Here is a 24,274-nt window from a genome sequence, read left to right as displayed (position 1 = left end):
TTGTCTGATCTTGGGACATGCCTGTCGGATTCCTCGACGTTGTCGTATCGTAGGACACCGACGTTGGAAATGCAGACGATCGGGAGGAATGCTGAGCACCGTCACACCGGGCATCGACGACATCGTCTCGGTCGTTATCGAGTTCCTGGCCGAACTGCAAGAGAAGCCCGCACCCGAGGTGAGGGCCGAGCTCGAGGACGGCGGAGCGGAGTTGCCGGTCGACTCGCTCCTGATCGTGGAGATCCTCACGCGCATTGAGGAGCGCTACTCCATCGCCATTCCTGCCGACCGCCAGTCGGCCGAGGCCACCCGGTCTGTGCAGGCGTTCGCCCGCGCGGTACGGGAAGCCATCATCGAAAGGCAGCAATCGTGACCCCTCCGCCCTCCGCCGCCCGAGCCCGCGATCCTGAACTCACCCGGCTCGGCGAACGGCTGAAGAAGACCCGCGACTATCTCAACATGTCGCAGCAGTTCGTCTCCGACAACACCGGCATCCCCCGTTCGGCGATCAGTGACATCGAGCGCGGTGAGCGGCGTGTGGACAGCCTGGAGCTGAAGAAGTTCGCCCGCCTGTACCGGCAGCCGGTCGCCTACTTCCTTGCCGAGGAAGAGGATGCGGACGCCGGCGAGTACGCCCTGGCTGGACTGCCACGCGCACTGGCCCAGTTGACCGACGGCGACCAGAAGACGGTGATGGAGTTCGCCGAGTACCTCTCGCTGCGGCGGGCGGCCGAGAAGGAGCAGGAAGACTCCGCGGAACAGGACAGCCAGCGGTGAACTGGGCGGTGGCGCACCGCATCGCCGGGATTGCGGCTGCCCAGGCCCACCGTGATCTGAGCATCGACCGCACCCGTTATGTACCCGTCCATCAGGCATTGAAGAGAGCCGAAGTCGTTGGCATGGCGCAGCCGATGCCGCGCCTGTTCGGCGTCTACCTCTCCCCCGCCGACAACGGGCCGGCCGTGCTGCTCAACGCCAATTTGAACATCGTCACCCAGCGGCACACCGCGGCCCACGAGCTCGGACATCACCAGCTGCGGCACCGCAGCGCGGCCGACGACGACCTCAGCCCGGCACTGCGCTGGGGCAACGGCAGCTGGCCGGACGAAGAGAAGGCCGCAGAGGCGTTCGCCGCATGGTTCCTCATGCCACGCCCGGCGGTCCTGGCGGGTCTCGACCGGATCTGCCAGAGGCACCCGACCAGCCCGGAGCATGTGTACCGGCTGGCAAGGGAGCTGGGCACCTCCTATGCGGGCACCGTGCGGCATCTGCAGAACCTTCGTCTGCTGGATGCCGACCGTGCTCGTCAGTGGACGAAGATCTCCCTGGCCGCGCTCCGCAGCTCCCTGGCGCGCGGGGCGGCCCTGTCTGCGGGAGCCCAGGTCCATGTCGTCACCAGGTCATCCCATCGACAGCAGATACATGTCGACGTCGGTGACGTGCTGATCGTCCGCAGCCCCGGAGCTGCGTTCATCTGGCTGCCCAAGGGCCTAGCCCGCTGCACGGATGTAGAGCAGGTGGCCGTGGTGACCGGCGAGCTGGGCGATCCGTTCGTGCTGGAGGTGTCGGCGGCCGACTGGGACGAGCCGGTCCGGCTGACGGTGGTGCGGGACGCGCCCCGCGCCGGTGTGCACGACGTCTGGCCGGACTGACCACCTGCCGCACCGGACTCCTTTTTGCCCTGCCGACCGTGCCAGGAGGATTCATGATCAGCTTCGAGGTCACCGGCCGTGACGTCACCCGCGCCTGGATCGCCGCCTGCAATGCCCTGGACCGCAAGGACAACCCGTCGCGCACCGGCCTACACACCGTCGTACGCATCACCGACCCCACCACTGACGACACCGGCTTCCGCACGGAACTGGACCGGCTGCGCATCGCCAAACGACACGAGCCGATCGATACCGTCGCCGGCACCCTTTTCCCGGCCGGCCTCGCGGCCCGGGCCGCCGATCACGCCGATCTCGTGTCCCGCTACCGCGCCATGTACCCGCGGCTGAAGAAGTTCCCGGGCAATGCGCACGGCACCTACTTTGGCCGCCTGGTCGCCTACCCCGGCGTGAAGAAGACCGACATCGACCAGGTCGGCAACATCATCAGCCGGCTGCGCAAGCAGGCCTCGGGCAAAGGGCCGATGACCGCCGCCTATGAAGCGGACATCGCCCACCCCGACGACGGCGACGTGCCGGCCGAGCTGCTCGTGCACGCCGCCGACCGAGACAACCTCTACCGCGGCTTCCCTTGCCTGAGCCACGTCTCCTTCCAGCTGGACCGTGACGGCCGAGTGCACGCCGCGGCGCTGTACCGCAGCCACTACATGTTCGAACGGGCTTACGGCAATTACCTGGGCCTGGGCAGGCTGCTCGCCTACATCGCCGATCAGGCCGACCTGGCCGTCGGGACCCTGACCGTCGTAGCCGGGCACGCCCACCTGGACGGGCCGATCACCGCCATACGCCCGCTGCTGAGTGACACCCCGCCCCTGGCCGCATAACCCCCGCCTCAGCAAGGCACGTTGATCCCCCACTTGGGCGGGAACCAGGCCGGTACCGGTGCCGTCGAGGAGCGGTAGGTCTGCTTGATGCGGCTGCGGCCGCTGATCCCTGCGATCTCCGGGTGGGCGACGCGCGCGTATTTGTCGACCTCGCAGAACAGGTTCTGGCAGTCGATCAACTGCAGCGGGCGCCCCCGCAACCCTGCAAAGTCCAGGCCCAGGCGGGCGAAGTGCTCGTCCTGGGTGTCAGCCATGTACCGGATGACATCGGCCTCGATGCCGTCGGCCGCCACACCGAAGCACTTGCGGATCCCGTCCCTCGCGCCGGGCCCGGGCACTACGAAGTCCATCTCCGAAAACGGCATCTGAGCCGCGTAGTTGAGGTCGATCACGAACTGGTACGCCAGGAACGGACCGATGGCCGGATACCCCAGCAGGACTTCGTAGGCATCCCGCAGCGTTGACGCTGCCAGGATCTTCTCCGGGGCGCCGGCCGTCATCATCATCTCCAACAGCCGCAGATGATTGCGGTGCTTGCGCTGTTCTCCCAGCTGCGGCGGCGGCACGATGTAGGCGGCCGAGTACAGCCGCTCCCCCGCCGCGAATGCCCGCGACAGCACCCGGTCAAAGACCCGGTGGTCGTACCCGTCCCACCGCACCTCGCCCAGCTCACCGGTCAGCAGCCGCCACGTGGACTCCTTGTTGAAGACCTTGAACAGCAGGGTGCGGAAGAAGACCTCCTCCCACTCCGACTCGCCGTCGTAGATGACGTCACCGATCAGGACCTGGCTGACCCGATCCGCGGCCCGGTAGCAGTTGGTGAACCGGTACCGAGACAGGATCGGATCACTCGTCCACGGCCCCCGCCCACCGGACAGCCGCGCCTCGTACACCGCCTGACGTGCCGCAGCAAAACGCCAGTACGTTTCGAAAACAGGAGTCGGGTGCAGTATCCGCCCCGCAATGCGGATCCCGGCCGCAGCAGCAGCCCCCGAGCCCTCCGGCCTCCGGCGTCCTTGCAGCAGCGTCACCATGCACTCAATATATATTCGATACAGGGTAGTTGCACGAACAAGGGGGACCCGTGGACCTGCTGTGGCAGCAGCCCCGCCGCAACACGCTCGTCACCTGGCCCAACGACGTCGACCAGCGCCTCGACATACTCGTGCGGGCCGCAGTCGCCGCCGGCGAACAGACGTCCCGCTCCCAGATCCTGGCCGCACTCGTCGCCACCGCAGAAGCGAGCCCCGAGGCCGTAGCCGATCTCCTCCACGCCTACCGGCGGCTGCCCACCGATGCCCTGGCCGCGGACAACGAACGCCCCGACCTGCCCACCATCCGCACCCCCGGCCCCACGCGCACACAGTGACTCAACGGGGGCTTTCCGCAGCTGAAGTGGGGCGGTGACCTCTAGCCTTGTGCAGTCGGCCCCCGGAACCCGGCCAGCCCGCCGGACGCGAGCCACCCAGGCAGGGGCCACGGGCTGGCTGTGAGGCGCGTGTGGGGCTGGCACTGAGCAGGAGCAGAAAACGGCATCGGGGGTCTGGCGTGGCAGCGGGGGTGTTGCGGACCGTGCCGCTGGCCGGGGAGCTGACTGCATCGTTGATCAGCCGTGTGGCGGCCCGCTACGGTCTCCCGACCGCCGGTGTGCTGCGGCTGTGGACGTGCCGCAACTCCCCCGCCCGGCACGACGGCGGCGGTGCGAGGGCGGACGCGGAGGTCGTCCTCAACGGGGCCGGGCGGCAGGTGCTCTCCGAGCTGTGCAGGGTGGGGCCCAAGGTACTGGCGCGCGCTTTGCCTGCCTTCACCATGGACGACCCCAAGATCAGCACCGGCCCGGAGGCCGGGGTGGCACAGGCACGGTGGCGGGCGGCCAGCACGGTAGCAGGTCCGGCCGCGTTCGGCTGCCGATTGTGCACCGCGCGGCGCACCGGGCAGGCGGTGCGGGCGGTGCACTACGTGCCACCGTGGCATCGGGTCTGCCTGCGGCACGGACGCTGGCTGCTGGACGCGGACGCCGACCAGCAGCTGGAACACCTCGATGTGCGCGGCGCGGCTGAGGTGGTGGCCGCGCAGCGGCGGTGGCCGGGCGTGGCACGGCGTGCGGTGCGGGCCGGGGTGGAGCCGGAGCAGGCGTTCACGCTGGCACATGCGGTGGTGGCCCACTGGTGGGAGCAGGCCCTGTCCTGGGAGCAGGAGGAGATCTGGCCGCGCCGTCTGCACCAGCTGGCGGGCGGCAACGCAGGATCACGGCTTGCGTGGTGGCGGATCGTGGGCCGGGACGCGGCGATCTTCCCGGAGGTGGTGGCCGTCGCAGACGCGTTGCTGGAGCCGGCGATGGCCGAGGTGGCCTGGCAGGCGAGCGGCGGGATGAAGCCTCGGGCGCGGAGCGCCGACGACCCGTTCTGTCACCGGCTGGGCGAGCGGGTGGGCCGCACCTGGCTAGGGCCCGAACTTGCGGCCGACCACGGCAGCCCGCTGAACGGCTGGAAGGGCGCGATCGTGCGCGCCCGCCGCCACCAGACGGGACCGCCGGGCTGGCCGGAGGATCCGTGGCACCTGAAGCGGGAACAGCAGCCCGCCACAATGGCCGGCCAGCTGCGCGTCATGGCGGCAGAAGCCCAATCGGGCGGCTCGGGAACCCGGTGGCGGGCCACCGTCCCTGCCGAACAACGGTTCCGCATCACGCAGTTGGTCGACGAAGCACGCGGACAGCTGGTGGAGCTGCGCGGCGTGCACAGCGGCACCACCGCCGAGGTGGGCCGCACCCTGCTGGAGCACCTCAGCCACAGTGCCGACCTGATCGACCAGGCCCTCCTGCATACCGCCGCCGCAGCAGTCGCCTCCGGGGTGGCGCTGGAGGAGGTGGCCCAGTGGTGCCGCCTGCCCGCCGAGGAGCTGGCCGGGGTGCTCGCTCTGGGTGAGGGCGAGGACTGACACAACGGCCTGCAAGGGGAACGTGAAAGTGCGGGGCTCTGCACTGACACCGGTGCCCTGGGCGCGGCACCCTGGGGTGCCGCGCCAACATCCGGCGGTTGCACCGATGTTGCGGTTACCGGCCGGTTCTCCTGCGCGGCAGGTCAGGCATGGCGTTGTGTGGAGTACGTGATCATCGACAGCAGCCAGGAGGCCGCATCGTCCGCGGTCCCCGGGGCCGGGTGCCGCAGCCGCGAGCCGCACAGTACGGGCGGTGCTGTTCGACGCGAAGAAGCCGCGGCTGTAAAGGCCAGCCTGATCGATGTGCGCTTTCGAGACCCTCTGGGGTGTTCGCGTCAGGTCCCGTGGCTCGAGGCTGCGCAGGACATCCCTTTCGAGGAGAGTCCTGCGGTACGACCTTTCCCTGTCCGGCCCGGGCGGCGCGTTGCTCCGGGCTGGTGGTGGTCGTCGACGACCGGACGGCTGGTGGCGTACGGGTCCGGTGTCATGCGGACCGAGCTGATGCTGCGGGACAGGGATCCGGCGGTGGTGGCGCTGGCCTGCCGGCCGGTGGAACTGGTATGGCGTGAGGAAAGCAGGGTCGTCGGTCATGCGCCGCAGCTGATGGCCAGGCTTCAGGACGGCAGCGGCCTGTTGCTCGACTGCGCGGAACGCAGCGGGCCCTCTGCCCGGCTGGCGGCGCGGGCACGGGTTGTGGCGGCTGCCGCCAGGGCAGCGGGCTGGTCCTACCGGCTTGCGGGGCCGCCGGATCCGGTGCTGGTGGCCAACGTGCGGTGGCTGGCGGGTTACCGGCATCCCCGGTACGCCGCAGGGCCGCGGACGCCAGCTCTGCTGGAGGTGTTCGCCAGTCCGCGGCCGGCGGTGGAGGCGGTGTGTGAGCTGGGTGACCCGATCGCCGTGTGGCCTGCGGTCTTTCACGCGCTGTGGAGCGGTGTGCTGCGGGTGCGGCTGGACGAACCGCTGCACGAGCGTGCCGTCGTCTCGGTCGCACGGCAGGAGGCCGAAGCGGCGTGACGCAGGCGGTTGTCGAGGTCGGGGCGCGTCTTCGCTACGACGGACGGGTATGGACGTTCGCCGTGCTGGAAGGCGTCCGGGCCACGCTGGTGAGCGACGAGGGCGCCTCGGCGGTGGTGCTGCTGCCCTACCTGTTCGCCGATCCGTCCTTCGAGGTGGAAGGCGGGCCGGCGCCGGGGAGGGTGCCGCCGTTCGGCCTGCTGGAGGCGCTGCCGGCCGAGGTGCGGGAGCGGGCTCTGGCGTGGCAGCGGCATGTGCGGGAGGTGGAGACCGGCTTTCCTGACGCGGTCGGGCAGGGCGCCCCGCGTGAGCAGTTCGATCCGGCCACGCGGAGCCTGGCGCAGCGGGAGCGGGCGAAGGCCGAGGAGTTGACGGCGGGGGGCTGGGCGGCGAGTGCGGCGACGGTGCGCCGGATGCGGGCGCGCTACCGCAGCGAGGGCTTGTGGGGGCTGGTGGACGGCCGGGCGGTGCGGGAGCGGTCGGCGGTGGGGCGGGCCGATGAGCGGGTGGTCGCGGCAGTCAGGAAGGTGCTGGAGGGGCAGCGGGAGCGCTCGACGGGCACGCTGGTGCGGCTTCGCCGCCGGGTGGGGTGGCTGCTGGAGGAGGAGTACGGCTCTGGGGCGGTGGCTCTGCCGCCGGCGTCGACGTTCAACCGGCTGGTGCACGCGGTGGCCGACGGACAGGGCCTTTTGGGGACAGCCACTCAGCGGCGGTGGCATGCGTCGCGGCCGGCACCTCCCTTCACGCCCACGGTGGCACTGCGGCCGGGCGAGCTGGTGATGCTGGACAGCACGCCGCTGGATGTCCTGGCGGTGCTGGACGACGGTGTGACCGGCCGTCTTGAACTGTGCGTCGCGCTGGACGTGGCGACGCGCAGCATCTGCGCGGCGGTGGTGCGTCCGGTGGGCACGACGTCGGTGGACGCGGCGATGCTGCTGGCGCAGATGGTGGTGCCGGTGGCGATGCGGCCGGGCTGGGATGCGGGCTGTCCATGCAGCGGTCGGTCATCCCCTACGAGCGGCTGATCGCGTTGGACGCGCGGCTGGAGCAGGCTGCCGCCCGGCCGGTGATTATGCCGGAGACGGTGGTCGTGGACCAGGGCCGGGTGTATGTGTCGGCGTCGTTCGTCTCGGCGTGCGAGAGCCTGGGGGTGTCGGTGCAGCCGGTGCCGCCGGCGAACGGCCCGGCGAAGGGGAACGTGGAGCGGACGTTCCGCGCGATTGCCGACGGGTTCAGCCAGTACCTGCCGGGCCACACCGGCTCCGATGTCTCCCAGCGGGGCGCGGCCGCGGAGCAGGATGCCTGCTGGAGCCTGACGCAGCTTCAGGAACTACTGGACGAGTGGGTCATCTGCGGGTGGCAGGAGCGCCGGCACGAAGCGCTGCGGCACCCGATGATGCCGCGGGTCGCCGTATCCCCGAACGAGATGTGGGCGGCTTTGGTGGCGTTGACCGGGCATGTACCGGTGCCCTTGTCCGCCGACGATTACGTCGAGCTGCTGCCTCTTCGGTGGCAGGCCGTCAACGACTACGGCGTCCGCTTCGGCTACCGCACCTACGACCACCCCGGCCTGAACCCCTACCGGCGCCGCCGCTCACCGCGGGCGGACAAGAACGGACGGTGGGAGGTCCACCACAACCCCTACGATCCGAACCGGGTGTGGGTGCGCCTGCCCGAGGGATGGCTCGAGGTGCCGTGGGTCCACGCGGGTGCGGTCCGGCGCCCGTTCACCGCGTTCACCTTCGACCACGTCCGCCGCACCGTGGAACGCCGGGATGGCCGTGAAGAGCACGAGGCCGCGATCGCCCAGGCGCTCGATGCGCTGCTGCGCCGTGCCAGCCAGGGACTGGGCAGCAGGCGAGAGCGGACGGTAGCCGCCCGGGCCCAGGCGGCCGCGCAGATGACCGACCCCTCCCCCGCCACCACCCCGCAGCAGTGGCCTGCGCCTCTCGCACCAGGGGCCTCGTTCGGGCTGCCCGGTTCCTTCACCGTCCCGCTTGAAGACGGCGATGGCTGGGACACCAACGACAGCCTGGACGACATCGAGGACAACCAGGACGACGAGGACTACCTTCTCGCCGCCCTTGCCGACGGCCAGGACGCCGCGGCAGCCCACGCGGATGAGGCCGAAGCATCCGGGCCGACGGCCGAAACGACCCAGGACCAGGCCGCTGAGCAGACGCTGAACACCGTCGGGGCGGGCGGCCTGCGCATCTACGACCCGTACCAGGAGGCCCAAGCATGGTGACGACGGCGCAGCCCGCCACGACGAGCACGTTCAGTCCGCTGACCACGTGGGACGGATGGCAGCAGTTCGTCGACACGCCCCACGCACCGGCACGGGACGCCGGCGACCAGGAATGGACGCTGGAGCAGCGGGAGGACTACCACGCACGGTTCGTGGTGCTGAAGACCCCCGCCATGGACACCATCTCCACCGCGGTACGCCGCCTGCTGCTGCTCAACCGCGGCCAGCAGGGCGGAGCCAGACGCGGCCTGATCATCTCCGGGCCGGCCACCACCGGGAAGACCACCGCCATGCAGCAGCTCGGGCGCACCGTCGAACTCGCCGACCGGCGCCGCCACCCCAACCAGGACGGGCGGCTGCCGGTCCTGTTCATCACCGTGCCGCCATCCTCCACGCCGAAGATGCTCATCAGCGAGTTCGCCCGCTTCCTCGGCCTCCCCGCCCTGGAACGGATGAACCAGATCCAGATCACCAACGCCGTGTGCGAGCTGCTGTGCGAGATGGGCACCCAGCTGGTCCTGGTCGACGACGTGCACCTGATGGACACCCGCAGCCGGGCCGGCGCCGAGACCTCCGACCAGCTGAAATACCTCGGCGAGCGGATCCCGGCCACTTTCGTCTACTCCGGCATCGACGTCGAATCCTCCCCTCTGCTGACGGGGGTACGCGGCTCCCAGCTCGCCGGCCGCTTCAAAATCGTCCGCAACCAGCCGCTGCGCTACGGCAGCGGCGCGGACCAGCAGATCTGGCATGACCTGGTGCGCGGCATGGACAGTGCCCTGCGACTGCACCGCCACCGGCCCGGCACCCTGCTCGCGCACGCCGCCTACCTCCACGCCCGCACCGGCGGCCGGATGGGCAGCCTCTCCCACCTCATCCGCGAAGCCGCCCTGGTATCCCTGCTGGACGGCACCGAGAAGATCACCAAGAAGCTCCTCGAACAGATCGAACTCGACACGGCCGCCGAACAACGGGCCCGAGCACCGCACCGCCGTCGGCTGCCCGCGCAACGCCAGCACTGACCGGCGGCGTCTGCCTCAACCATCCGTCCCGATCCCCTGTTTGGCCACTGCTCGGATGCTGGTGCATCCGGGCCCGCCAGGAACGACCGCTGCTCCCTGATGCACGACTTTCTTCCACCACAGCCGCAGCCGCCGCAGACGGCTGCGACACGACCGGGGCCGGTACGGCTCGCGCCGCTGCAGGGCGAGACCAACCTGTCGTACCTGGACCGGCTGGCCGACCGCTACCGACTCGGCGTCCGAGACCTCATCCCCGCGCTGCTCCACGTCGGCGGAGGCCTGTTCAAGGGCTACCGCACAGACGGCGAGGTGTACCTCAACGCCGAAGCCCGAGCCCGCATCTCCGCGTTCTGCCGCGTGCCCGATGACTTGCTGGAAAGGGCCCTGCCCGCCTGGGCCGCTCAGGAGCCTTTCGCGCCCAACGGGGAGGGTGCGGCCGGGCGGTTCCGCTTCGGGAGCGTGGTGCCGGCCGCGGGGGAAGGCTGCCGGCTGTGCACGGCCGTACGCACCGGACGGACCAAGACGGCCCGGGTGAATCTACAGCCGCACACCCGGATTTGTCCGCGCCACCGGCGCTGGATGCTCGGCACCCACTGGGTCGACGGCGCGCCGGCCCGGACCGAGCAGATCGATCTGGCGCGGCTGCCGGAATTGCTTGCGGCACACCGGCGGCACTTGGAGCTACTGCGCCATCGGCCGGATGCGGCCAAGGCGTTCGAGGTCGCCCATGCCGTGGTCGTCTTCTGGTGGGCGCAGCAGTGGCCCGACGAAGAGCAGTGGCCGCACCGGGCACTGCAGCTCGCGCCGCCAGGGGCTGATCCGGGCTGGTGGCGGCTGCTGGTCAGAGACGCGGTCACCTACCCGGAGACCGTGGCCCTCGCCTCGGTCCTCACCGGCGAACGTACCCGGCAGCGGCTGCTCGACGACACCGGCGGGCATCTGCCCCACACGCTTGCCCACACCCCAGGTCTGGTCACCCAGTTGGCGCACGCCACGAGGCAGCCGTGGCTTGCCGAGCGGATCGCCTCGACCTCGGCCGGTCCCTTGCTGCTCTGGGCGCAGCACTGCGTACGGGCGGACTCAGATCCAGCCGTCACCGACCGGCTGTGGACGCTGCACATGGCGCACCGGCCCCGTCCCATCGCCCGCGAACTCACCGCCTACCGCGACGCCGCACAGCAGCCGGAGAAAGCCACGGGCAGTACGCGGCTGCACCTGGGGCTCCGACACACCTCGGATCAGGCGTTCACCACCGGCCTGGCACACGCCCGTGCCTACGCCGCCGTCCACGGTCATCTCGCCGCACCGATCCGCAGCCGCTTCAACGGTTTTGCCCTGGGCACGTGGCTGAAGAACCACCGGGAATTCGCCGCGATGCCACCCGAACACGTCGCCGCGCTCGAGGCACTGGATCCGTGGTGGCGGCCGCCGTGGACGGTGATGTGGCAGCGCTCCTACTACCAGGCCCGCGACCACACCCACGCCCACGGAGCCCCGCGGCCCGAGCACGGCTTCCCCACCACCAGCTTCGGCCTGGGCGAATGGCTGTACAACCAGTGCACCAGCTACGACACCCTGCACCCCGCACAACAGCGCCTCCTGGCCGACATCGGTCTCACCCCCGCGCGCGCCCGGGCTGCCCGGCCCCGCCGCAAGCACATGGCCACCCACTTCCAGCACGTCCTCGCTTGTGCCCGCGCTTTCGCCGACGCCCACGGCACGCTGGTGAACGCGACCACCGGCACTGTCCAGGACGGGCTCAAGCTGGGGCAGTGGCTGTCCAACCAGCGCAGCAAAGACCGCGCCTACCAGCTTCGTCACGGCACCCCCTCGTCCCGGGCGCTGGCGCTGTCGGCGATCGACCCGTGGTGGAACCCGCCCTGGACGCTGGAATGGCAGCGCTCCTGGCACCAGGCACGCACCCACGTCGACGGCGGTCACGTCCTGGATCCCGCGGCCGGGTTCCCCGGCGCAAGCAGCGCGCTGGCCACGTGGCTGACCACCCAGTGCGCCCAGTACGACACTCTCCTGCCCGGCCAGCAGGACCTCCTCGCCCGAATCGGGCTGACCGCGGACCGGGCCCGTGGCGCTGCCGCACGGCCCGCGGAGTGCGACACCGACTTCGCTGTCGGTCTCGGCTACGCATGCTCCTATCACGCGGCACACGGCACTCTCGCTGCGGCGATCAGCACCGTCCACGGCGGGTTCGAGCTGGGGCGGTGGCTGCGCCGGCAACGCCAGCACGCCCGCGACCACACCTACCGCAGTACTCCTCCATCCGCCCAGACGAAGGCCTTGACCGCAGTCGATCCTTGGTGGTGCCCGCCCTGGAACCTCGCGTGGCAGCGCGCGTGGCAGCACATCCACGACCAGATCAAGGCCGGCCACCGGCTCGACATCGACCGTCACTTCCGCAGCTTCGCCCCCGCCCAGCGCGCGTGGCTGCGACTGCAGCGCACCCACTATGACGACCTGCACCCCGACCAGCAGCGCCTCCTGGACGGCATCGGCCTCACCCGCGAGACCGCCCGCACCCGGCCCATCACCCCCTACGCGGAAACCGCGCTCGCCCACGCTGGCTCCTACGCCGCCCTCCACCGCACCCTGGCTGTGGCCCACTCCACCGTCCACGACGGCTTCCCCCTCGGCCGCTGGCTCAACAGCCAACGCCAGCAAGCCCGACGCGACACCACTCCCAGCGCCCGCCACCAGGCCCTGACCGCGATCGACCCGTGGTGGAACCCGCCCTGGGACCTGGCCTGGCAACGCGCCTACACCCGAACCCGCACCACCCAGGACCGACCCGGCGGCCCGCCGGCCGACGTCCGAGCGTGGACCACCGCACAACACGCCGCGTGGCATCGTCTACGCCCCGAACAGCACAAACTCCTGACCGAACTCGGAGTCGGGCCCGGCACCTTGAACGCCACCGGCCACCGCCGCCGGATCAGCCGCGTCTACCCGCCCAGCCCCGGACTCGACCACGCCCGCACCTACGCCCAGGTCCACGGCCACCTCTCCCCCAGCACAGACACCCACCAAAACGGCTTCCCCCTCGGCCGCTGGCTCGTACAAAAACGCCGCGCAGCCCGACAAGGCCGCCTGGCCCCCACCACCAACCAGGCCCTCGAAAGCCTCGACCCCTGGTGGTGCCCACCCTGGCCCCACCTCTGGCAACGCACCTACCAGCAGGCGATGTTGACCCACCACACCGGCCAAGGCCACTCCCCCACCCTCCAGCGATGGACCGAGCAGCAACGCACCCGCTGGAACACCCTCCACCCCCAGCAACAACACCTCCTCACCACCATCGACATCCACACGAACCCGTCACCTCCTCCGCCGACGGGCGACGTGGTGACGATGCGGTCAGGCACGCTAGGCCAATGAGCGACACGCGCTTCTTCAACGACGAACCGTTCCTCGACGACGAGGGGTCCGACCTGCTGGGGCGTGAACGGTACGCGCGGCACGCGATGGAACTGCTGGGACGTGTCCGGGCCCAAACCGAGACCGGCGTCCTTGCATTGATCGGCCCCTGGGGTTCCGGAAAGTCGACGATCCTGGGCAAAGTGACACGCCTCCTGCAGCGACAGGACAGCAGCGAGGACTGGCTGATCGCGGAGCTCAACCCCTGGCTGTACTCCGACCTGGAGACGCTGACCGCGGCACTCTTCAGCGAGGTCCGAGCTGCCCTCCCCAAAGGAAGGCGCTGGTCAGAAGTCCGTAAAACGCTCGGAGGCTTCGGGCAGGCCATTAGCCCCTTGGGCAAGCTCACCGCGCTTGCCGGCCTCGACTCAGAAGGCCTGATCAAGGCTTTTAGCGACCGCATCAGCGGAGACACCAGCGCCTCGGCGGCCAAGCGGAAGGCCGAAGAGGCCCTGCGGCGGGCAGGGCAGCCCGTCCTGGTCGTCATGGACGATCTGGACCGCCTCACCCCCGACGAGTTGCTCCTTGTCTTCAAACTGGTGCGCCTGGTGGGCCATCTACCGAACGTCTACTACCTGATCAGCTTCGACGAGCAGACGCTTCTGGACGTCCTGCAACGCAGCGACCTCGTAGGAAACAGCGAGGGCAGAGCCCGCGAGTTCCTGGAAAAGATCATCCAGGTGCGGCTCGACCTTCCCGCGTTCCGCGAACGCGACGCAGCCGCCATGAGCATCCGCGCACTCAACGCCCTGCTGGATTCCCACGGCTTGTCCATGACGCCAGGCGAGGAACGACGCTTCTCCGAGGCCTACTTCCGGCACCTGCAAGACAGGCTGCAGACGCCGCGGGCCGTCAAACGCTACTTCGGGCAGGCCGACGCCACTCTCGGCTCCCTCACCGGAAACGTGGACCTGGTCGACTTCCTCATCGTCACCTTCCTGCGCACCAACGAGCCCGGCGTCTACCGGCTCCTGGGACGGCACCGCGCGGAGCTGACCGGCACCAGCATCGACCCAGCACAGCGACACAGCACACAGCAGCCCGGGGAACGAGCCGAACGCTGGCGCCGCCGCCTACGCGAAGTCGGCGTGGCCGAAGAACACATCAAAGGCGTGCTCAACCTGCTGGCTCTGCTGTTCCCGACAGTCCAGCAAGACCTCGGCAACGGAAGCGACACGCAAGCCGCCGCCCAGCGCCGCGGGATCGGCAGCGCCGACTACTTCGACCGATACATGGTCTTCGGCGTCCCCGACGACGACCTTCCCGAAGCCTCCTTCGACCAGGCCCTGGCCCAACTGGCCGCCGGCACCCCTGGAGAGGAAGCAGCCGAACTGCTACTCCGCCTCCGCAACGACACCCACCGCATCACGCGCCGAATCGAGCAGCGCCGCAGCACTGGCATCAGCCTCCCCGCCGCTGCGCTGCTCAAGGCCATGGCAGACAGCTACGGTCAACTGACCGCCGAACCGGAAATGATGGGCCTGGTCAACAGCGGCATGAGCATGCAATTCCTGGCCCGGGACCTCCTCACCGACCTCCCACCAGAACAAAGAGCTTCCGTACTGGCCGCCATGGCCGCCACTCACGACGGAACGGTCCTGGCCACCCGGACACTGCACCGCGCCACCAATTCAGACAACGACGATTCCGAGGAAGTACAGACCACCCAAGACTGGTCTCTTCAGGCCCGCAACGCCGTAACCGAGCAGATCGCCCAGCACCTCACGCCCACCACAGGCAGACCTGCTGAGGAACTCACCGAGCCCGCCACCGATCTGATCTGGATGTGGCGCCACACCCACCCCGACAGCCTGCGCCCCTGGCTACGCCAACGCCTCGACCACGGATGGGAACCCCTCCCCCTCCTGGGCAAACTTCTCCACCCCACGCCACACCCGCACCGCCTGATCGACGAAAGTGTCCTGGCCGGCCTCGACGCGATGTTCGGACTCGACGACCTCTACACACGCCTGGACCCCCTCCTCCAGACCCAGACCAGCAACAACTCTGCCGACGAACACCACGCCAACATCCTGCAAGCACTCCGCGAGCACCGCCCCGCCGCCAGCCAGACACCACCCTCAGACTCCGGCACCACAGCATGACCCCGCGCCAGAGGAACGCCTCCCCCTAAGTAGCGACCCAATCCATCTGCATGCCATCCAGACAAACTGCATAACCCCAGGCCAGAAACCTGAAAGACCCCGCCAAGCCACGCTCAGCAGAACCGTCAGTACCAAAACGACCCACTACACCTGAGAAATCCCCAGCTCAGAGCTCACCCGCTGCGCATAAAAAAAGACCCGCGACACGCGCTGCGAGAACTGGGTGTGGAGTGGGCGTAAACAGCACTTTGACAGCGGTTCGGGAGGCAGTCGGCCGCCGCAGCCGGGACGGAATGTTCATGAGTTTCGACAGCATCGGGCCGTACTTGCAGTCCGCGTCCGTCCGTGCCTCGTCGACGGCTTCAGGATCACGTCGAATCCGCGTCGGTTCGACTGGCATCGCCGTGGGTCGATGCTCGGTCCCCGTCACCGACCTGATAGCGCCCGTTCGACTCGTCCGGCCGGTCAGGAGGGTGCGCCGGACAGGACTTCCACCTTGCCGGTGTCGAGCGAGTAGTAGGCGCCGACCACGGCAAGGGCGCCGTTTCGCACGAGTGGGGCCAGGTCCCGGTTGGAGCGCAGATCGGCCGCGGTCAACCTGACCTGGGCGCGGGCCATGGTCTCGACCGGGTCGGCGCCACCCTCCCGGACGGCCTGCTTGTACGCCGGCTGCAGGGCCTTGACGATCGCCTGCAGGTTGCCGGACAGCGGTTTGCCGTCACGAAGTGAGTAATACGCCGCCTTGACGGCTCCGCAGCGCTGATGCCCGAGGACCACGATGAGGGGGGTGTCACTCGTCATGGGCCCGTACTCGACAGAACCAGTGACTACCGGGTCGACCGCCTCCCCACCCGTGCGCATCACGTAAAGGTCACCCAGGCCGGTATCGAAGAGGAGTTCAGGCGGCACTCGGGAGTCGATACACGAGAGGATCGCCCCAAAAGGTTCCTGCTCCTGGGCCACGAGCTGGCGCCGGTTCGGATCCCGGTCGGGGTGTTGAAGGTCTCCGCTCACCCAGCGCTTGTTGCCTCCCATCAGCCTCGCGAATGCCGCGTCGGGCGTGGTGGGCCGCGCTTCCGGTGAAGCGCTGGTCGCACTCGAGGCGGCCTTCCTCGATGAGCACCCCGCAAGCGCGACCGTGGCGCCCATGAGTCCGCCGACAAGGAGCGCTCTACGATCCGGACGTCCGGCTCTGTCCATCGGTCGTTCCCTTCGATGCCGCTCAGACACGTCCCTGCGGTTGACCAGGCCGATTGTTCAGTGTGATGTGGGTGCCCCGGCAGCAGGCGCAAGTGGGCGTGGGCTGCATTGCCGCAGACGGCCCACACAGGCAGGGGGCGTTCCATGTCGGGTTCGCGGAGGTAGCCGACGGTGACGGCGGTGGGGATCAAGGCCGTGAGGCGGCTACCGCGCTGTGCGGCGGCGGTTGGTGGAGGTCTGCGTGGCGAGGTGGCGCAGGATCCGCATGCACGGTGGTCGCGGGGGGGGCGGTGACGCGGTTCAGGGCTGGCGCCCACTCCTGTGCAGCCGTGTGCTGGGGTGTTGGGGGGCGGGCGCGGTGGCTGGACGTCGTCGGTCTGCTGGTGCCACCAGTCGGCTGGGCGGTGTTCTCCGGTGGCGAGGTGGTGCAGGTGGAGGCAGTAGGCGGCGGGCTGTCCGGGGCCGACGGCGTACTGCCACCAGAGGCGGCGCCGTCGTCGGTGTCGGTCAGCTGCAGGACGCAACAGGACTACGGGGCTTCCGATTCCCTGTCGCCTTCCGCGTCCAGCAGAGGGTGGGAAAGCAGCTCGGGGACGTTTCGTAGCAGGGCTGCGGTCATCGCCAGCAGCGTTTCGGCTTCCGCGCGGCTGTAGTCGAAGTCCCGTGTGACCGCATCGTCGTGCATAGCTCCGGAGGTCTGGCCGTAGAGCGCGTCCTGGATGCGCCACCACCGCTCGGTCTGGTTGAGCTGCTTCGCGAGCTTCTTGGAGCCGGGATCGTCCCAGCCAACGTTCTGCTGGATCCACTCCAGAGCTAGCCGCACTTCAAGGATCGCGCCCCGGATCTGGTTGGTGGTGATCAGCCGCTGGGCTTCACGGAGTCTTCTGCCAGGCTCGGCACGCCGGGAGTCGTGGAGCGGGTAAGGAACAGCCATTTCGAACGCCGCAGACGAGGCAACCTGCGCGATCTGCTCCTCCCAGGTGCTCTTCGGGATGGTGATGCGGTCGGTGACCTTCGCGGTGCCGGGGTAGCCCACGGCCTGCGGGAGCCTGGCCTCCATCTCAACCTCGAAGGCGACGTTTCCCGTTTCTGGCGGCCTCGATCGCGTGGAGTTGCAAGGGCGTCAGCGGGAACACCAGCGGCTGCCGGTGGACGGTGACGCCCCTGTTTCCTACGGGGCGTTCCGATCCTCCCCGAGGTAGGGCAAAGGGGCGGTGAGTCCCAGGGGCGAGCGCTTCCCGTACACCATTACCCGTACGCTCACAGGACGGGGAACGTGCGTTATTGGTACGCGATAGGTACGCTTCGTGGATAGGATGGGCAACGGAGGTGTCCCATGTCCGAGTTGTTCGACGCCGTGGACGCGCTGGTCGCGTCCCGCTCCCCGCTGCCGCCGCCGGCGGAGCGCAGGCGGCTGCGCCAGGCTCACGCGCTCACCCTGGACGAGGTGGCCGCCGCGCTGCAGGTGCGGCGGGCGACCGTCGGCGCGTGGGAGTCGGGCCGGACCGAACCGCGGCCGCCGGAGCGGGAGGCGTACGCGCGCCTGCTGGAGCAGCTCGCCACGCTCTACCCGGCCCCTGAGGACGCGGGTGCCGAGCAGGAAGACGCCTCGGTGCCGCGGACGTTCACCGCCCCGGCGCCCCCAGCCCCTGCCACGGCGACAACGCCGCCGACACCCCCGGTGAGCCCGCCGACGGCGTCGGCGGGCGGCGCACCGGAGGCCGGGGCCGGGACTACCGGGGAGTCTGCCTCCGCTCCCCCGGCGGCTGTCGGGGCACCGGCCGCCGCGCTGCGCCCGCGCGCCGAGCGGGAATCGCACACCTCGCGCCGTCCGGGGGCGGCGAAGACCGCCCCGATGAGCGCGCACGCGCCCGGCGGCGGGTACGCGCACGGCCCGCTGCTCGTCCTCGACGCGGACGCCGAGGGGAAGGTGACCGGCTACGGCGTCGGCGGTCTGGTTCTGGACGTGCCGGCCAAGTCCCTGCCCGCGCTGGTGGAGTGGACGCTGACCGAGGCGCAGCTCGGGGCGGAGCGGCTGCATGGTTCGGGGAGGGACGCCGACCCGCTGCTGGTGCTCACCGCGGCGGCGTGCGAGCGCTACGGCCTGCCCGCCGCGCTGTCGCACGAGGAGCGGCTTGCCGGACGGCTCCCGGAGGGGCACAAGGTCATCAAGCAGCTTCAGCGTGCCGAGTGGAAGCTGACCCGGCGGGGGCTGGGGCCGTGGGCGCGGATCTACCGCCCCGCCCAGGGGGGCCGCCGGCGGTGTGTACAGCTGTGCATCCCTTCGTGGCGTGCCCTCGATGCCCGCGCGTGGGGGCATGCCGCGCAGCTGGAGCCCGCGGAGCTCGCCCGGCTGCTGGGTGCGTATGCGCAGCGGGTGATGACGCCGGTCGGCTCCACCGCTGTGACGGGGCTGCAGCTGATGACCGCGCTCAACCCGCCGACCCGTGCGAGCGAGCCGGACGCCGACGGCCGCCGGCACTCCGAACACCGGCCCGGCTCGCTGGGCGGCGAGCCGGTCGACCCGGCGCCGTGCGAGGCGCCCGAGGGGCACCCCGTCCTGGCCGGCCTTCCCCGCTTCCACGTGCGCGGCCCCGGGGAGCGGCTGTTCGAGGAGGCCTACGACTGGGCGCGGGACCTGACCGATACGGAGTGCATGAAGCGCTACCTGGTCGGCCTCGACGTCAACCTCGCCTTCGGCGCGGCCGCCAACGGCGCCGTCGTCGGCCTGGCAGCGCCGCCCGTGCACGTCACCGACCCCGTCTTCGATGCCGCGCTGCCCGGTTCCTGGCTGGTCGACCTCTCCCACGTCGACCTGAACCGGGTGAAGGTGGGCAAGCAGTGGCGCGACCTCGACGGTGATCTGCTGCCCAGTCCGTTCACGCCGAGCGGCCGGCGCCCCGAGGGTCCGGCCTGGTATGCCACGCCCACCGTGGCGTACGCCGTCGAACTCGGCTACGACGTCGTCCCGTTGGAGGCGTGGGTGCGCCGTGAGAGCGGCCGGTTCCTGGACGGCTGGTACAAGCGGCTGCGCGACGCCTACGTCACCACCATGAAGGATCTGGGTGTGGCGGAGAAGCTGTCCCCGCACCGGTTCCTTCAAGCGATGGACGGCTACAAGAGCCGTGATCCGGAGCTGGGCATCGTCGTGGACGCGGTCAAGATGACCGTCAAGGGCGGCATCGGCAAGCTGCAGGAGAAGGCGCGCGGCGGCGGATGGAAGCCGGGACAGCCCTGGCCCGCTCTCGCCCGGCCGACCTGGCGGCCCGACATCCGCGCTACCGTCATCTCCCGGGCCCGGATCAACATGCACCGCAAGATGCTCCACCTGGCTGCGGCCACCGGCCAGTATCCGGTCGCGGTCCTCTCCGACTGCGCCGTGTACGCCGCCGACGGGCCCAGCCCGCTGGACGTCCTGCCCTACAACGGCGACGGCAAGACCGTGCCCGGCAGCTTCCGGCTCGGTGTCTCCCCGGGGATGGTCAAGCACGAGGGCACCCAGAGCGTGCTGTGGGGAGCCGACGTCCTCGAGCAGCTCGCCGGTGACGGCCACGTCGCCAACCTCGCCCGTTACATCAAGACCGGCGAGGTCACCGCCAAGGACACCGGAGAATAGGGGGAATCGCGGCATGGTCACGGTCGGGGAAGGACTCGACAAGGCGGTGCAAGGGGCGTTCACCCGTCCCCTGCCCAAGTCCGCCGGGGCACAGATGCGCTACCTGGTCCGCCGCCACCAGCGCAGCACCCGGCGGGTGGCCGAGCTGCTCGGCGTGAGCCGGCGCACCGTCGAGCGGTACGTGAACAACCAGATCAAAACCCCCCGCCCGGAGCTCGCCGACCGCCTGGAACGCGAGGTCCGCGCTCGCTGGCAGCCGCAGATCCGGGCCAAGGCCAAGCAGACCGCAGCCACCACCGGCGGCATCATGATCGACGTCCAGGGCCGCTTCGGCTACACCGCCGCCCCCGGCAGCACCGACGACGCCCGCATCCGCCACCTCACCCTCGCCCTGCCCCCGCAGCACGCCGCCCGCCTCTTCACCGCCCAGGAAGAAGGCGCCACCGAGAACCAGCTCCGCCACATCGCAGCCGAGGCCCTGGGCGAGGTCTACTTCCGCGACAACGGCCACCGCGCCCACGGCCTCGAAGTCGAACTCACCGACCTGATCGACCTGGAATTCGAGCTGTAGCCGAACCGGCGGAGGTGGCCCGACGGCTCCGGCGAGGTGCGCCGCACCCCGTTCAGGGAACTCGGCGGCCAACGACAGGGAGACAGGAAGGAAACCCCATGTCCAAGCCCCCGCTGCCGCCCGCGGCCCAAGAGATGCTGCGTCACCCCAACCCGTGCGTGATAGCCACCCTGCGCAAGGACGGCACCCCGGTGACCACACCCACCTGGTACCTCTGGGAGGACGGCCGCGTCCTCCTGAACATGGACGAGGGCCGGGTCCGCCTGGAGCACCTGCGCCGCGACCCGCGAGTGTCCCTCACCGTCCTCGACCGGGACGACTGGTACACGCACGTCACCCTCATCGGCCGGGTGACCGACATACACGAGGACAAGGGCCTGGCCGACATCGACCGCCTCTCCACGCACTACACCGGACGGCCCTACCCGGACCGGGGGCGCACCCGGTTCAGCGCCTGGATCGAGGTCGAGCGCTGGCACGGCTGGGGCGCGCACAAGGACACCGACCAGGCGGGGTGAGACCCGGTGGAGGGCCGGGATCACACGCTGCAACCGCACCCTGCTCGACGAATGGGTCTACCTGCGGCCCTACACCGGTAACACCGAACGCACCGACGCCCTGGCAGACTTCCTGCACACCTACCACCACCACCATTGCCACACCGCACTCGGAGGCAAGCCACCCCTCAGCCGCGTGAACAACGCTGCGGGTCAATACACCTGGCGCGTCGAAGATGTGCTCCATGGCGATCGTGTCGCCGATGTGGCGGGTCAGTTCGCGGCCGGCGTCGTCGTAGGTGAAGTCGATGGCGCGGCCTGACGCCACCATGCTGGTGCGTCGGCCTGCCGGTGGTGGGGTAGCGCAGGGCGGCGGCGATGGTGGCCGCATGGCCTGCCTGGCTTCGGCCAGGGCCTGGCCCCTGCGGGAGCTCGGCATGCAGTGGGCGTGAGGACCGCGGGCCGCTGGCCGACCCCCCTCGGGCTCACTCGAGTATGGGCAAAGGAAGGCGCGGCACTCCCGGTGGGAACAGACCCTCACCCCTCCACAAGGTCCTGGCCTTCGACGGCCTCGCCGCTGCGGTCACCGCATTGCGCGAGCACGGTGCGCCACGGGGTCCCCTCGCTCCGGGCCGCATCCTGGTCGGGGGGCGCAAGCCCTGGCTCGCTCCGCGTTTCCCGGCTCTGTTCAAGGCGCCCTGAGGTGCGAGGGGCCGCGGCGGCCCGACGGGGACCGGCTGCCTGCGGTCGTACGGGCTCGGTGGTCACCCGGGTTCGGGGGCGGTGACGGCCGGGGCGGCGCCGAGGAGGCCGAGGAGGGCCTCGCGGTGGAGGTCCGCGACCGGGCCGAGGAAGTCCGGGTGGCGCAGCAGGGGGGCCGCGCGGTGGTCGCGCGGGCTGGGGATGATCAGTCGGCGCGCGTCGCCCACGCTGTCGGAGCCGTGGTGGGTGGCGGCCAGGCAGGCGGCGGCCAGGGCGGCGAGGTCGGCGTCGGCCAGCAGGCAGGCCGCCCAGCTGACGACGGTCTCGTCGACCTGGGTGCGCCAGGCGTGGGTGGCGTCCGGCAGCGGGGGTGCGTCGGCGCCGGTGACGAAGTCCAGCCGGCCGGAGCCGCCGGGGCCGAGCAGGTCCAGCAGTTCGCCGTCCAGCGCGGTGGGGTAGCGCAGGGCGGCGGCGATGGTGGCCGCATGGCCTGCCTGGGCTTCGGCCAGGGCCTGGTTCAGCGGGCCGGGGGCCGGGGGGAAGGCCGCCAGCAGCCAGCGTGCGGAGGCGGCGATGACGGGCGAGAGCGCGGTGGGCATGGTGGACCGTCCTGTGCGTATGCCCGCCTGTCCTGGGTGTTCCGGGGTGGGTGATCCGGTCGCGGGCACTGCGCGCCCGGGCGGGAGGTGCGGACAACGGTACGGCGGCCTCCCCCAGGGGCGACAGGAGCTGCGTCACAGCCGGGGATCACCCCTGGGATCAGAGTCGGGCGCGATCCCTGAGAGAACCGGCAAAGGCGTGCTCGGGCACCCGCCCGGTGGCCAGTCATCCAACCCGGGGAGGGGGACCAGAACGGGATCAGTGCCTCTTCAGGCGCTTTCCAAGAGCATCAGTCGCCCAACAGACTGGTCAGGTCACAGCGCCCACGGCGAGGGGTTACCCGGCGACGGCCAGGCGACGCCGAAGCTCCTCGTCCGACACGTCTTCCAGATGAGTCAGGAATACCCACATGTGACCCGAAGGGTCCTTGAGGATGACGGTGCGGTCACCGTGGAACATGTCCTTCGGCGGCTGGAGGATCTCGGCGCCGGCCGCCTGGGCGCGCTCCGCCAGGCTGTCGACGTCCGGAACGAAGACATGCAGCGTGACGGACGTGCCTCCGCCGAGCGAGGTCGGCGCGGCGAAGGAGGCGGCCTCCGCCTCGTCCACGCTGGCGTCGCCCAGCATCAGGGCCGACCGTCCGATGGTGATCTCGGCGTGCAGGATTCCGCCGCCCGGAGCGTCGATCCTGAAGTCCTCACGGGCGCCGAACGCCCGCTGGTAGAAATCGATCGCCGCAGCGGCATCATCGACCATGATGTGCGGGATCACCGCATAGCGGTAGCGGTCGGGGATCTCGTTGTGGTCTGTGCGCTCGGTCATGGCAACCCTCTTTGAAAGGCGCCGCCGGTCGGTTCCTGCGGCTAGGGAAGGAACCTAGAAGCTCAAGTTCGCTTGAGGTCAAGCGTCGATGTGGTCCTGCGGCAAACCTGGCAGGCCGGTCAGGTCGCCGTTCGAGGGGTGGGGGCGGCTTTCGGGGCCGAGCCATTCGCAGAAGGATCCGGTAGCCGGGGTGGAGGCAGTGAAGCTGTAGCGGCCGAGCAAGTTCAGGTTGCGGTACTTGAGGGGGGGCAGGCGATGTCCTCGTCCCGGATCTCGTGGCCCTCCGCCTGGAGCGGGCGACGACAGCGTCGATACACCTCGTCGTCCCCAGCACGATGGCGTTGAGGACCAGACCGAGCGCGCCGAACTAATCATCCCGACTGGCCCAGTTCGCCAGCGCGCGCAGACGGCAGTGGTGTGGTTCCCCGACCCGGTGACTCCTCCCCCACCTGAAGGTGGGGGCTTCCGGCTATGCCGGGTTGGCGTTGCGACGGACCAGCCCGGCCCGTGGAACGTCGGCTGCCCCGACGTGGTCGGCGTGGGCCTGGTAGCCGCAGCCAACGCAGTGGATCAGCGGCGAGGCCGGCCACGTGCATCTGCTCGTGCACTACCCGCCGAAGGTCGCCTTGTCCAAGCTGATCAACTCGCTCAAGGGCGTCAGCTCCCGGTACCTGCGGGCCGAGTACACCGGCCGTATAAACCGCATCGGGACGGGCTCGGTCTTGTGGTCCCGCTCCTCCTTCGCAGGCTCGTGCGGCGGCGCACCGCTGACCGTGATCCGTGAGTACATCGAGGGCCAGGCACGTCCACTCTGACCGCCGCCGCCCCGGAAGCGCAGAGAACTCCGGCGCTGCGCTCCTCCGCGCCACGGATGCATTTCCCTCCCCGCCCAAAGGCGGGGACAGCCTGCAGGATCAGGGAGGGGGCACCGCAGAAGAGGGGTTATGCGTTTTAGGCATCAGGGGTGGTGCAAGCGAAAGGGGTGTGGCTCCTTTCCGGTGACGGCGGGCGGGGTGG

The 24,274-nt window shown here is 70.1% G+C and carries 21 protein-coding genes and 3 pseudogenes; 18 read left to right on the top strand and 6 right to left on the bottom strand.

What is annotated here, in order from left to right; translation table 11 throughout:
• Positions 1-88: 88 nt before the first annotated feature.
• Genes CCN33_RS04305 through CCN33_RS04290 form a run of 4 tightly spaced genes read left to right on the top strand, consistent with a single transcriptional unit; the run spans position 89 to position 2,494 of the window.
• Positions 89-373, top strand: a complete 285-nt coding sequence (locus CCN33_RS04305; protein WP_244173642.1) for an acyl carrier protein — start codon at positions 89-91, stop codon at positions 371-373.
• Positions 370-777, top strand: a complete 408-nt coding sequence (locus CCN33_RS04300) for a helix-turn-helix domain-containing protein (protein WP_086691257.1) — start codon at positions 370-372, stop codon at positions 775-777. The genes CCN33_RS04305 and CCN33_RS04300 overlap by 4 nt, the downstream gene beginning before the upstream one ends.
• Complete coding sequence (locus tag CCN33_RS04295; RefSeq protein ID WP_086691254.1) at positions 774-1,652, top strand: ImmA/IrrE family metallo-endopeptidase; 879 nt, start codon at positions 774-776, stop codon at positions 1,650-1,652. Before CCN33_RS04300 ends, CCN33_RS04295 begins: the two co-directional genes overlap by 4 nt.
• A gap of 53 nt (positions 1,653-1,705) precedes the next feature.
• On the top strand, positions 1,706-2,494 hold the full coding sequence (locus CCN33_RS04290; RefSeq protein WP_244173640.1) for a thymidylate synthase family protein: 789 nt from the start codon (positions 1,706-1,708) through the stop codon (positions 2,492-2,494).
• 8 nt (positions 2,495-2,502) lie between these two features.
• Here the strand turns inward: CCN33_RS04290 and CCN33_RS04285 are convergent, their stop codons facing one another.
• Positions 2,503-3,528 (bottom strand): nucleotide kinase domain-containing protein, encoded by a 1,026-nt coding sequence (locus tag CCN33_RS04285; RefSeq protein ID WP_208621653.1) that lies wholly within the window; start codon positions 3,526-3,528, stop codon positions 2,503-2,505.
• A gap of 50 nt (positions 3,529-3,578) precedes the next feature.
• Here CCN33_RS04285 and CCN33_RS04280 point away from each other — a divergent pair, with 50 nt between their 5' ends.
• The 8 genes from CCN33_RS04280 to CCN33_RS04250 all read left to right on the top strand — a co-directional run bounded on the left by CCN33_RS04280 (position 3,579) and on the right by CCN33_RS04250 (position 15,249).
• A complete protein-coding gene (locus tag CCN33_RS04280) occupies positions 3,579-3,863 on the top strand; it encodes a hypothetical protein (protein WP_086691249.1) in 285 nt (94 codons plus the stop codon).
• Positions 3,864-3,994: 131 nt separating this feature from the next.
• Positions 3,995-5,431: a TniQ family protein gene (locus tag CCN33_RS04275; RefSeq protein ID WP_341866561.1), complete on the top strand. Its 1,437-nt coding sequence runs from the start codon at positions 3,995-3,997 to the stop codon at positions 5,429-5,431.
• Positions 5,432-5,599: 168 nt separating this feature from the next.
• On the top strand, positions 5,600-6,445 hold the full coding sequence (locus CCN33_RS04270; protein ID WP_244173635.1) for a TnsA-like heteromeric transposase endonuclease subunit: 846 nt from the start codon (positions 5,600-5,602) through the stop codon (positions 6,443-6,445).
• Positions 6,442-7,470: a hypothetical protein gene (locus tag CCN33_RS32765; RefSeq protein WP_244173634.1), complete on the top strand. Its 1,029-nt coding sequence runs from the start codon at positions 6,442-6,444 to the stop codon at positions 7,468-7,470. Before CCN33_RS04270 ends, CCN33_RS32765 begins: the two co-directional genes overlap by 4 nt.
• The gene (locus tag CCN33_RS32760; RefSeq protein WP_244173632.1) at positions 7,437-8,693 is read left to right on the top strand and encodes a hypothetical protein; all 1,257 of its coding nucleotides are present in this window, start codon (positions 7,437-7,439) and stop codon (positions 8,691-8,693) included. Before CCN33_RS32765 ends, CCN33_RS32760 begins: the two co-directional genes overlap by 34 nt.
• Complete coding sequence (locus CCN33_RS04260; RefSeq protein ID WP_086691244.1) at positions 8,687-9,715, top strand: TniB family NTP-binding protein; 1,029 nt, start codon at positions 8,687-8,689, stop codon at positions 9,713-9,715. Before CCN33_RS32760 ends, CCN33_RS04260 begins: the two co-directional genes overlap by 7 nt.
• Before the next feature lie 99 nt (positions 9,716-9,814).
• Positions 9,815-13,105 (top strand): Helicase associated domain protein, encoded by a 3,291-nt coding sequence (locus CCN33_RS04255; protein ID WP_086691242.1) that lies wholly within the window; start codon positions 9,815-9,817, stop codon positions 13,103-13,105.
• Positions 13,102-15,249 (top strand): KAP family P-loop NTPase fold protein, encoded by a 2,148-nt coding sequence (locus CCN33_RS04250; RefSeq protein ID WP_086691240.1) that lies wholly within the window; start codon positions 13,102-13,104, stop codon positions 15,247-15,249. The genes CCN33_RS04255 and CCN33_RS04250 overlap by 4 nt, the downstream gene beginning before the upstream one ends.
• A 465-nt stretch (positions 15,250-15,714) precedes the next feature.
• Here CCN33_RS04250 and CCN33_RS04245 read toward each other — a convergent pair whose 3' ends face one another.
• Positions 15,715-16,398: a carbonic anhydrase gene (locus CCN33_RS04245; protein WP_244173630.1), complete on the bottom strand. Its 684-nt coding sequence runs from the start codon at positions 16,396-16,398 to the stop codon at positions 15,715-15,717.
• Between the two features lie 580 nt (positions 16,399-16,978).
• Complete coding sequence (locus CCN33_RS04240; RefSeq protein ID WP_086691238.1) at positions 16,979-17,509, bottom strand: hypothetical protein; 531 nt, start codon at positions 17,507-17,509, stop codon at positions 16,979-16,981.
• A gap of 276 nt (positions 17,510-17,785) precedes the next feature.
• On the opposite strand from CCN33_RS04240, the gene tap reads away from it, so the two are divergent.
• The 5 genes and pseudogenes from tap to CCN33_RS33485 all read left to right on the top strand — a co-directional run bounded on the left by tap (position 17,786) and on the right by CCN33_RS33485 (position 21,455).
• The gene (tap, locus tag CCN33_RS04235; protein WP_086691236.1) at positions 17,786-20,065 is read left to right on the top strand and encodes a telomere-associated protein Tap; all 2,280 of its coding nucleotides are present in this window, start codon (positions 17,786-17,788) and stop codon (positions 20,063-20,065) included.
• A 13-nt stretch (positions 20,066-20,078) separates the two neighbouring features.
• The gene (gene tpg / locus CCN33_RS04230; protein WP_086691235.1) at positions 20,079-20,636 is read left to right on the top strand and encodes a telomere-protecting terminal protein Tpg; all 558 of its coding nucleotides are present in this window, start codon (positions 20,079-20,081) and stop codon (positions 20,634-20,636) included.
• A 98-nt stretch (positions 20,637-20,734) separates the two neighbouring features.
• On the top strand, positions 20,735-21,154 hold the full coding sequence (locus CCN33_RS04225) for a PPOX class F420-dependent oxidoreductase (protein ID WP_086691233.1): 420 nt from the start codon (positions 20,735-20,737) through the stop codon (positions 21,152-21,154).
• Positions 21,155-21,179: 25 nt separating this feature from the next.
• Positions 21,180-21,353 (top strand): annotated as a pseudogene (locus CCN33_RS04220) (integrase core domain-containing protein); the annotation flags it as partial.
• A complete protein-coding gene (locus CCN33_RS33485; RefSeq protein ID WP_279628143.1) occupies positions 21,330-21,455 on the top strand; it encodes a hypothetical protein in 126 nt (41 codons plus the stop codon). The pseudogene CCN33_RS04220 and the gene CCN33_RS33485, both read left to right, overlap by 24 nt.
• A gap of 442 nt (positions 21,456-21,897) precedes the next feature.
• On the opposite strand, the gene CCN33_RS04215 is transcribed toward CCN33_RS33485, so the two are convergent.
• The 3 genes and pseudogenes from CCN33_RS04215 to CCN33_RS33705 form a co-directional block, all read right to left on the bottom strand.
• On the bottom strand, positions 21,898-22,434 hold the full coding sequence (locus CCN33_RS04215) for a hypothetical protein (RefSeq protein WP_086691230.1): 537 nt from the start codon (positions 22,432-22,434) through the stop codon (positions 21,898-21,900).
• Positions 22,435-22,771: 337 nt separating this feature from the next.
• Positions 22,772-23,257 carry a VOC family protein gene (locus CCN33_RS04210; RefSeq protein WP_086691228.1) on the bottom strand — a complete coding sequence of 162 codons (486 nt, stop codon included), beginning with the start codon at positions 23,255-23,257 and terminating at the stop codon, positions 22,772-22,774.
• A 78-nt stretch (positions 23,258-23,335) separates the two neighbouring features.
• Positions 23,336-23,621 (bottom strand): annotated as a pseudogene (locus CCN33_RS33705) (Tn3 family transposase); the annotation flags it as partial.
• Between the two features lie 205 nt (positions 23,622-23,826).
• Here CCN33_RS33705 and tnpA point away from each other — a divergent pair.
• Positions 23,827-24,072: pseudogene (gene tnpA, locus CCN33_RS04205) on the top strand (IS200/IS605 family transposase); the annotation flags it as partial.
• Between the last annotated feature and the right edge of the window lie 202 nt (positions 24,073-24,274).

It is taken from the genome of Streptomyces recifensis (assembly GCF_002154615.1).
GTDB classification, from domain to species: Bacteria; Actinomycetota; Actinomycetes; order Streptomycetales; family Streptomycetaceae; genus Streptomyces; species Streptomyces griseoluteus.
Note: the sequence above shows the minus strand (reverse complement) of the source record. Positions and strands in the feature narration are given on the sequence as shown.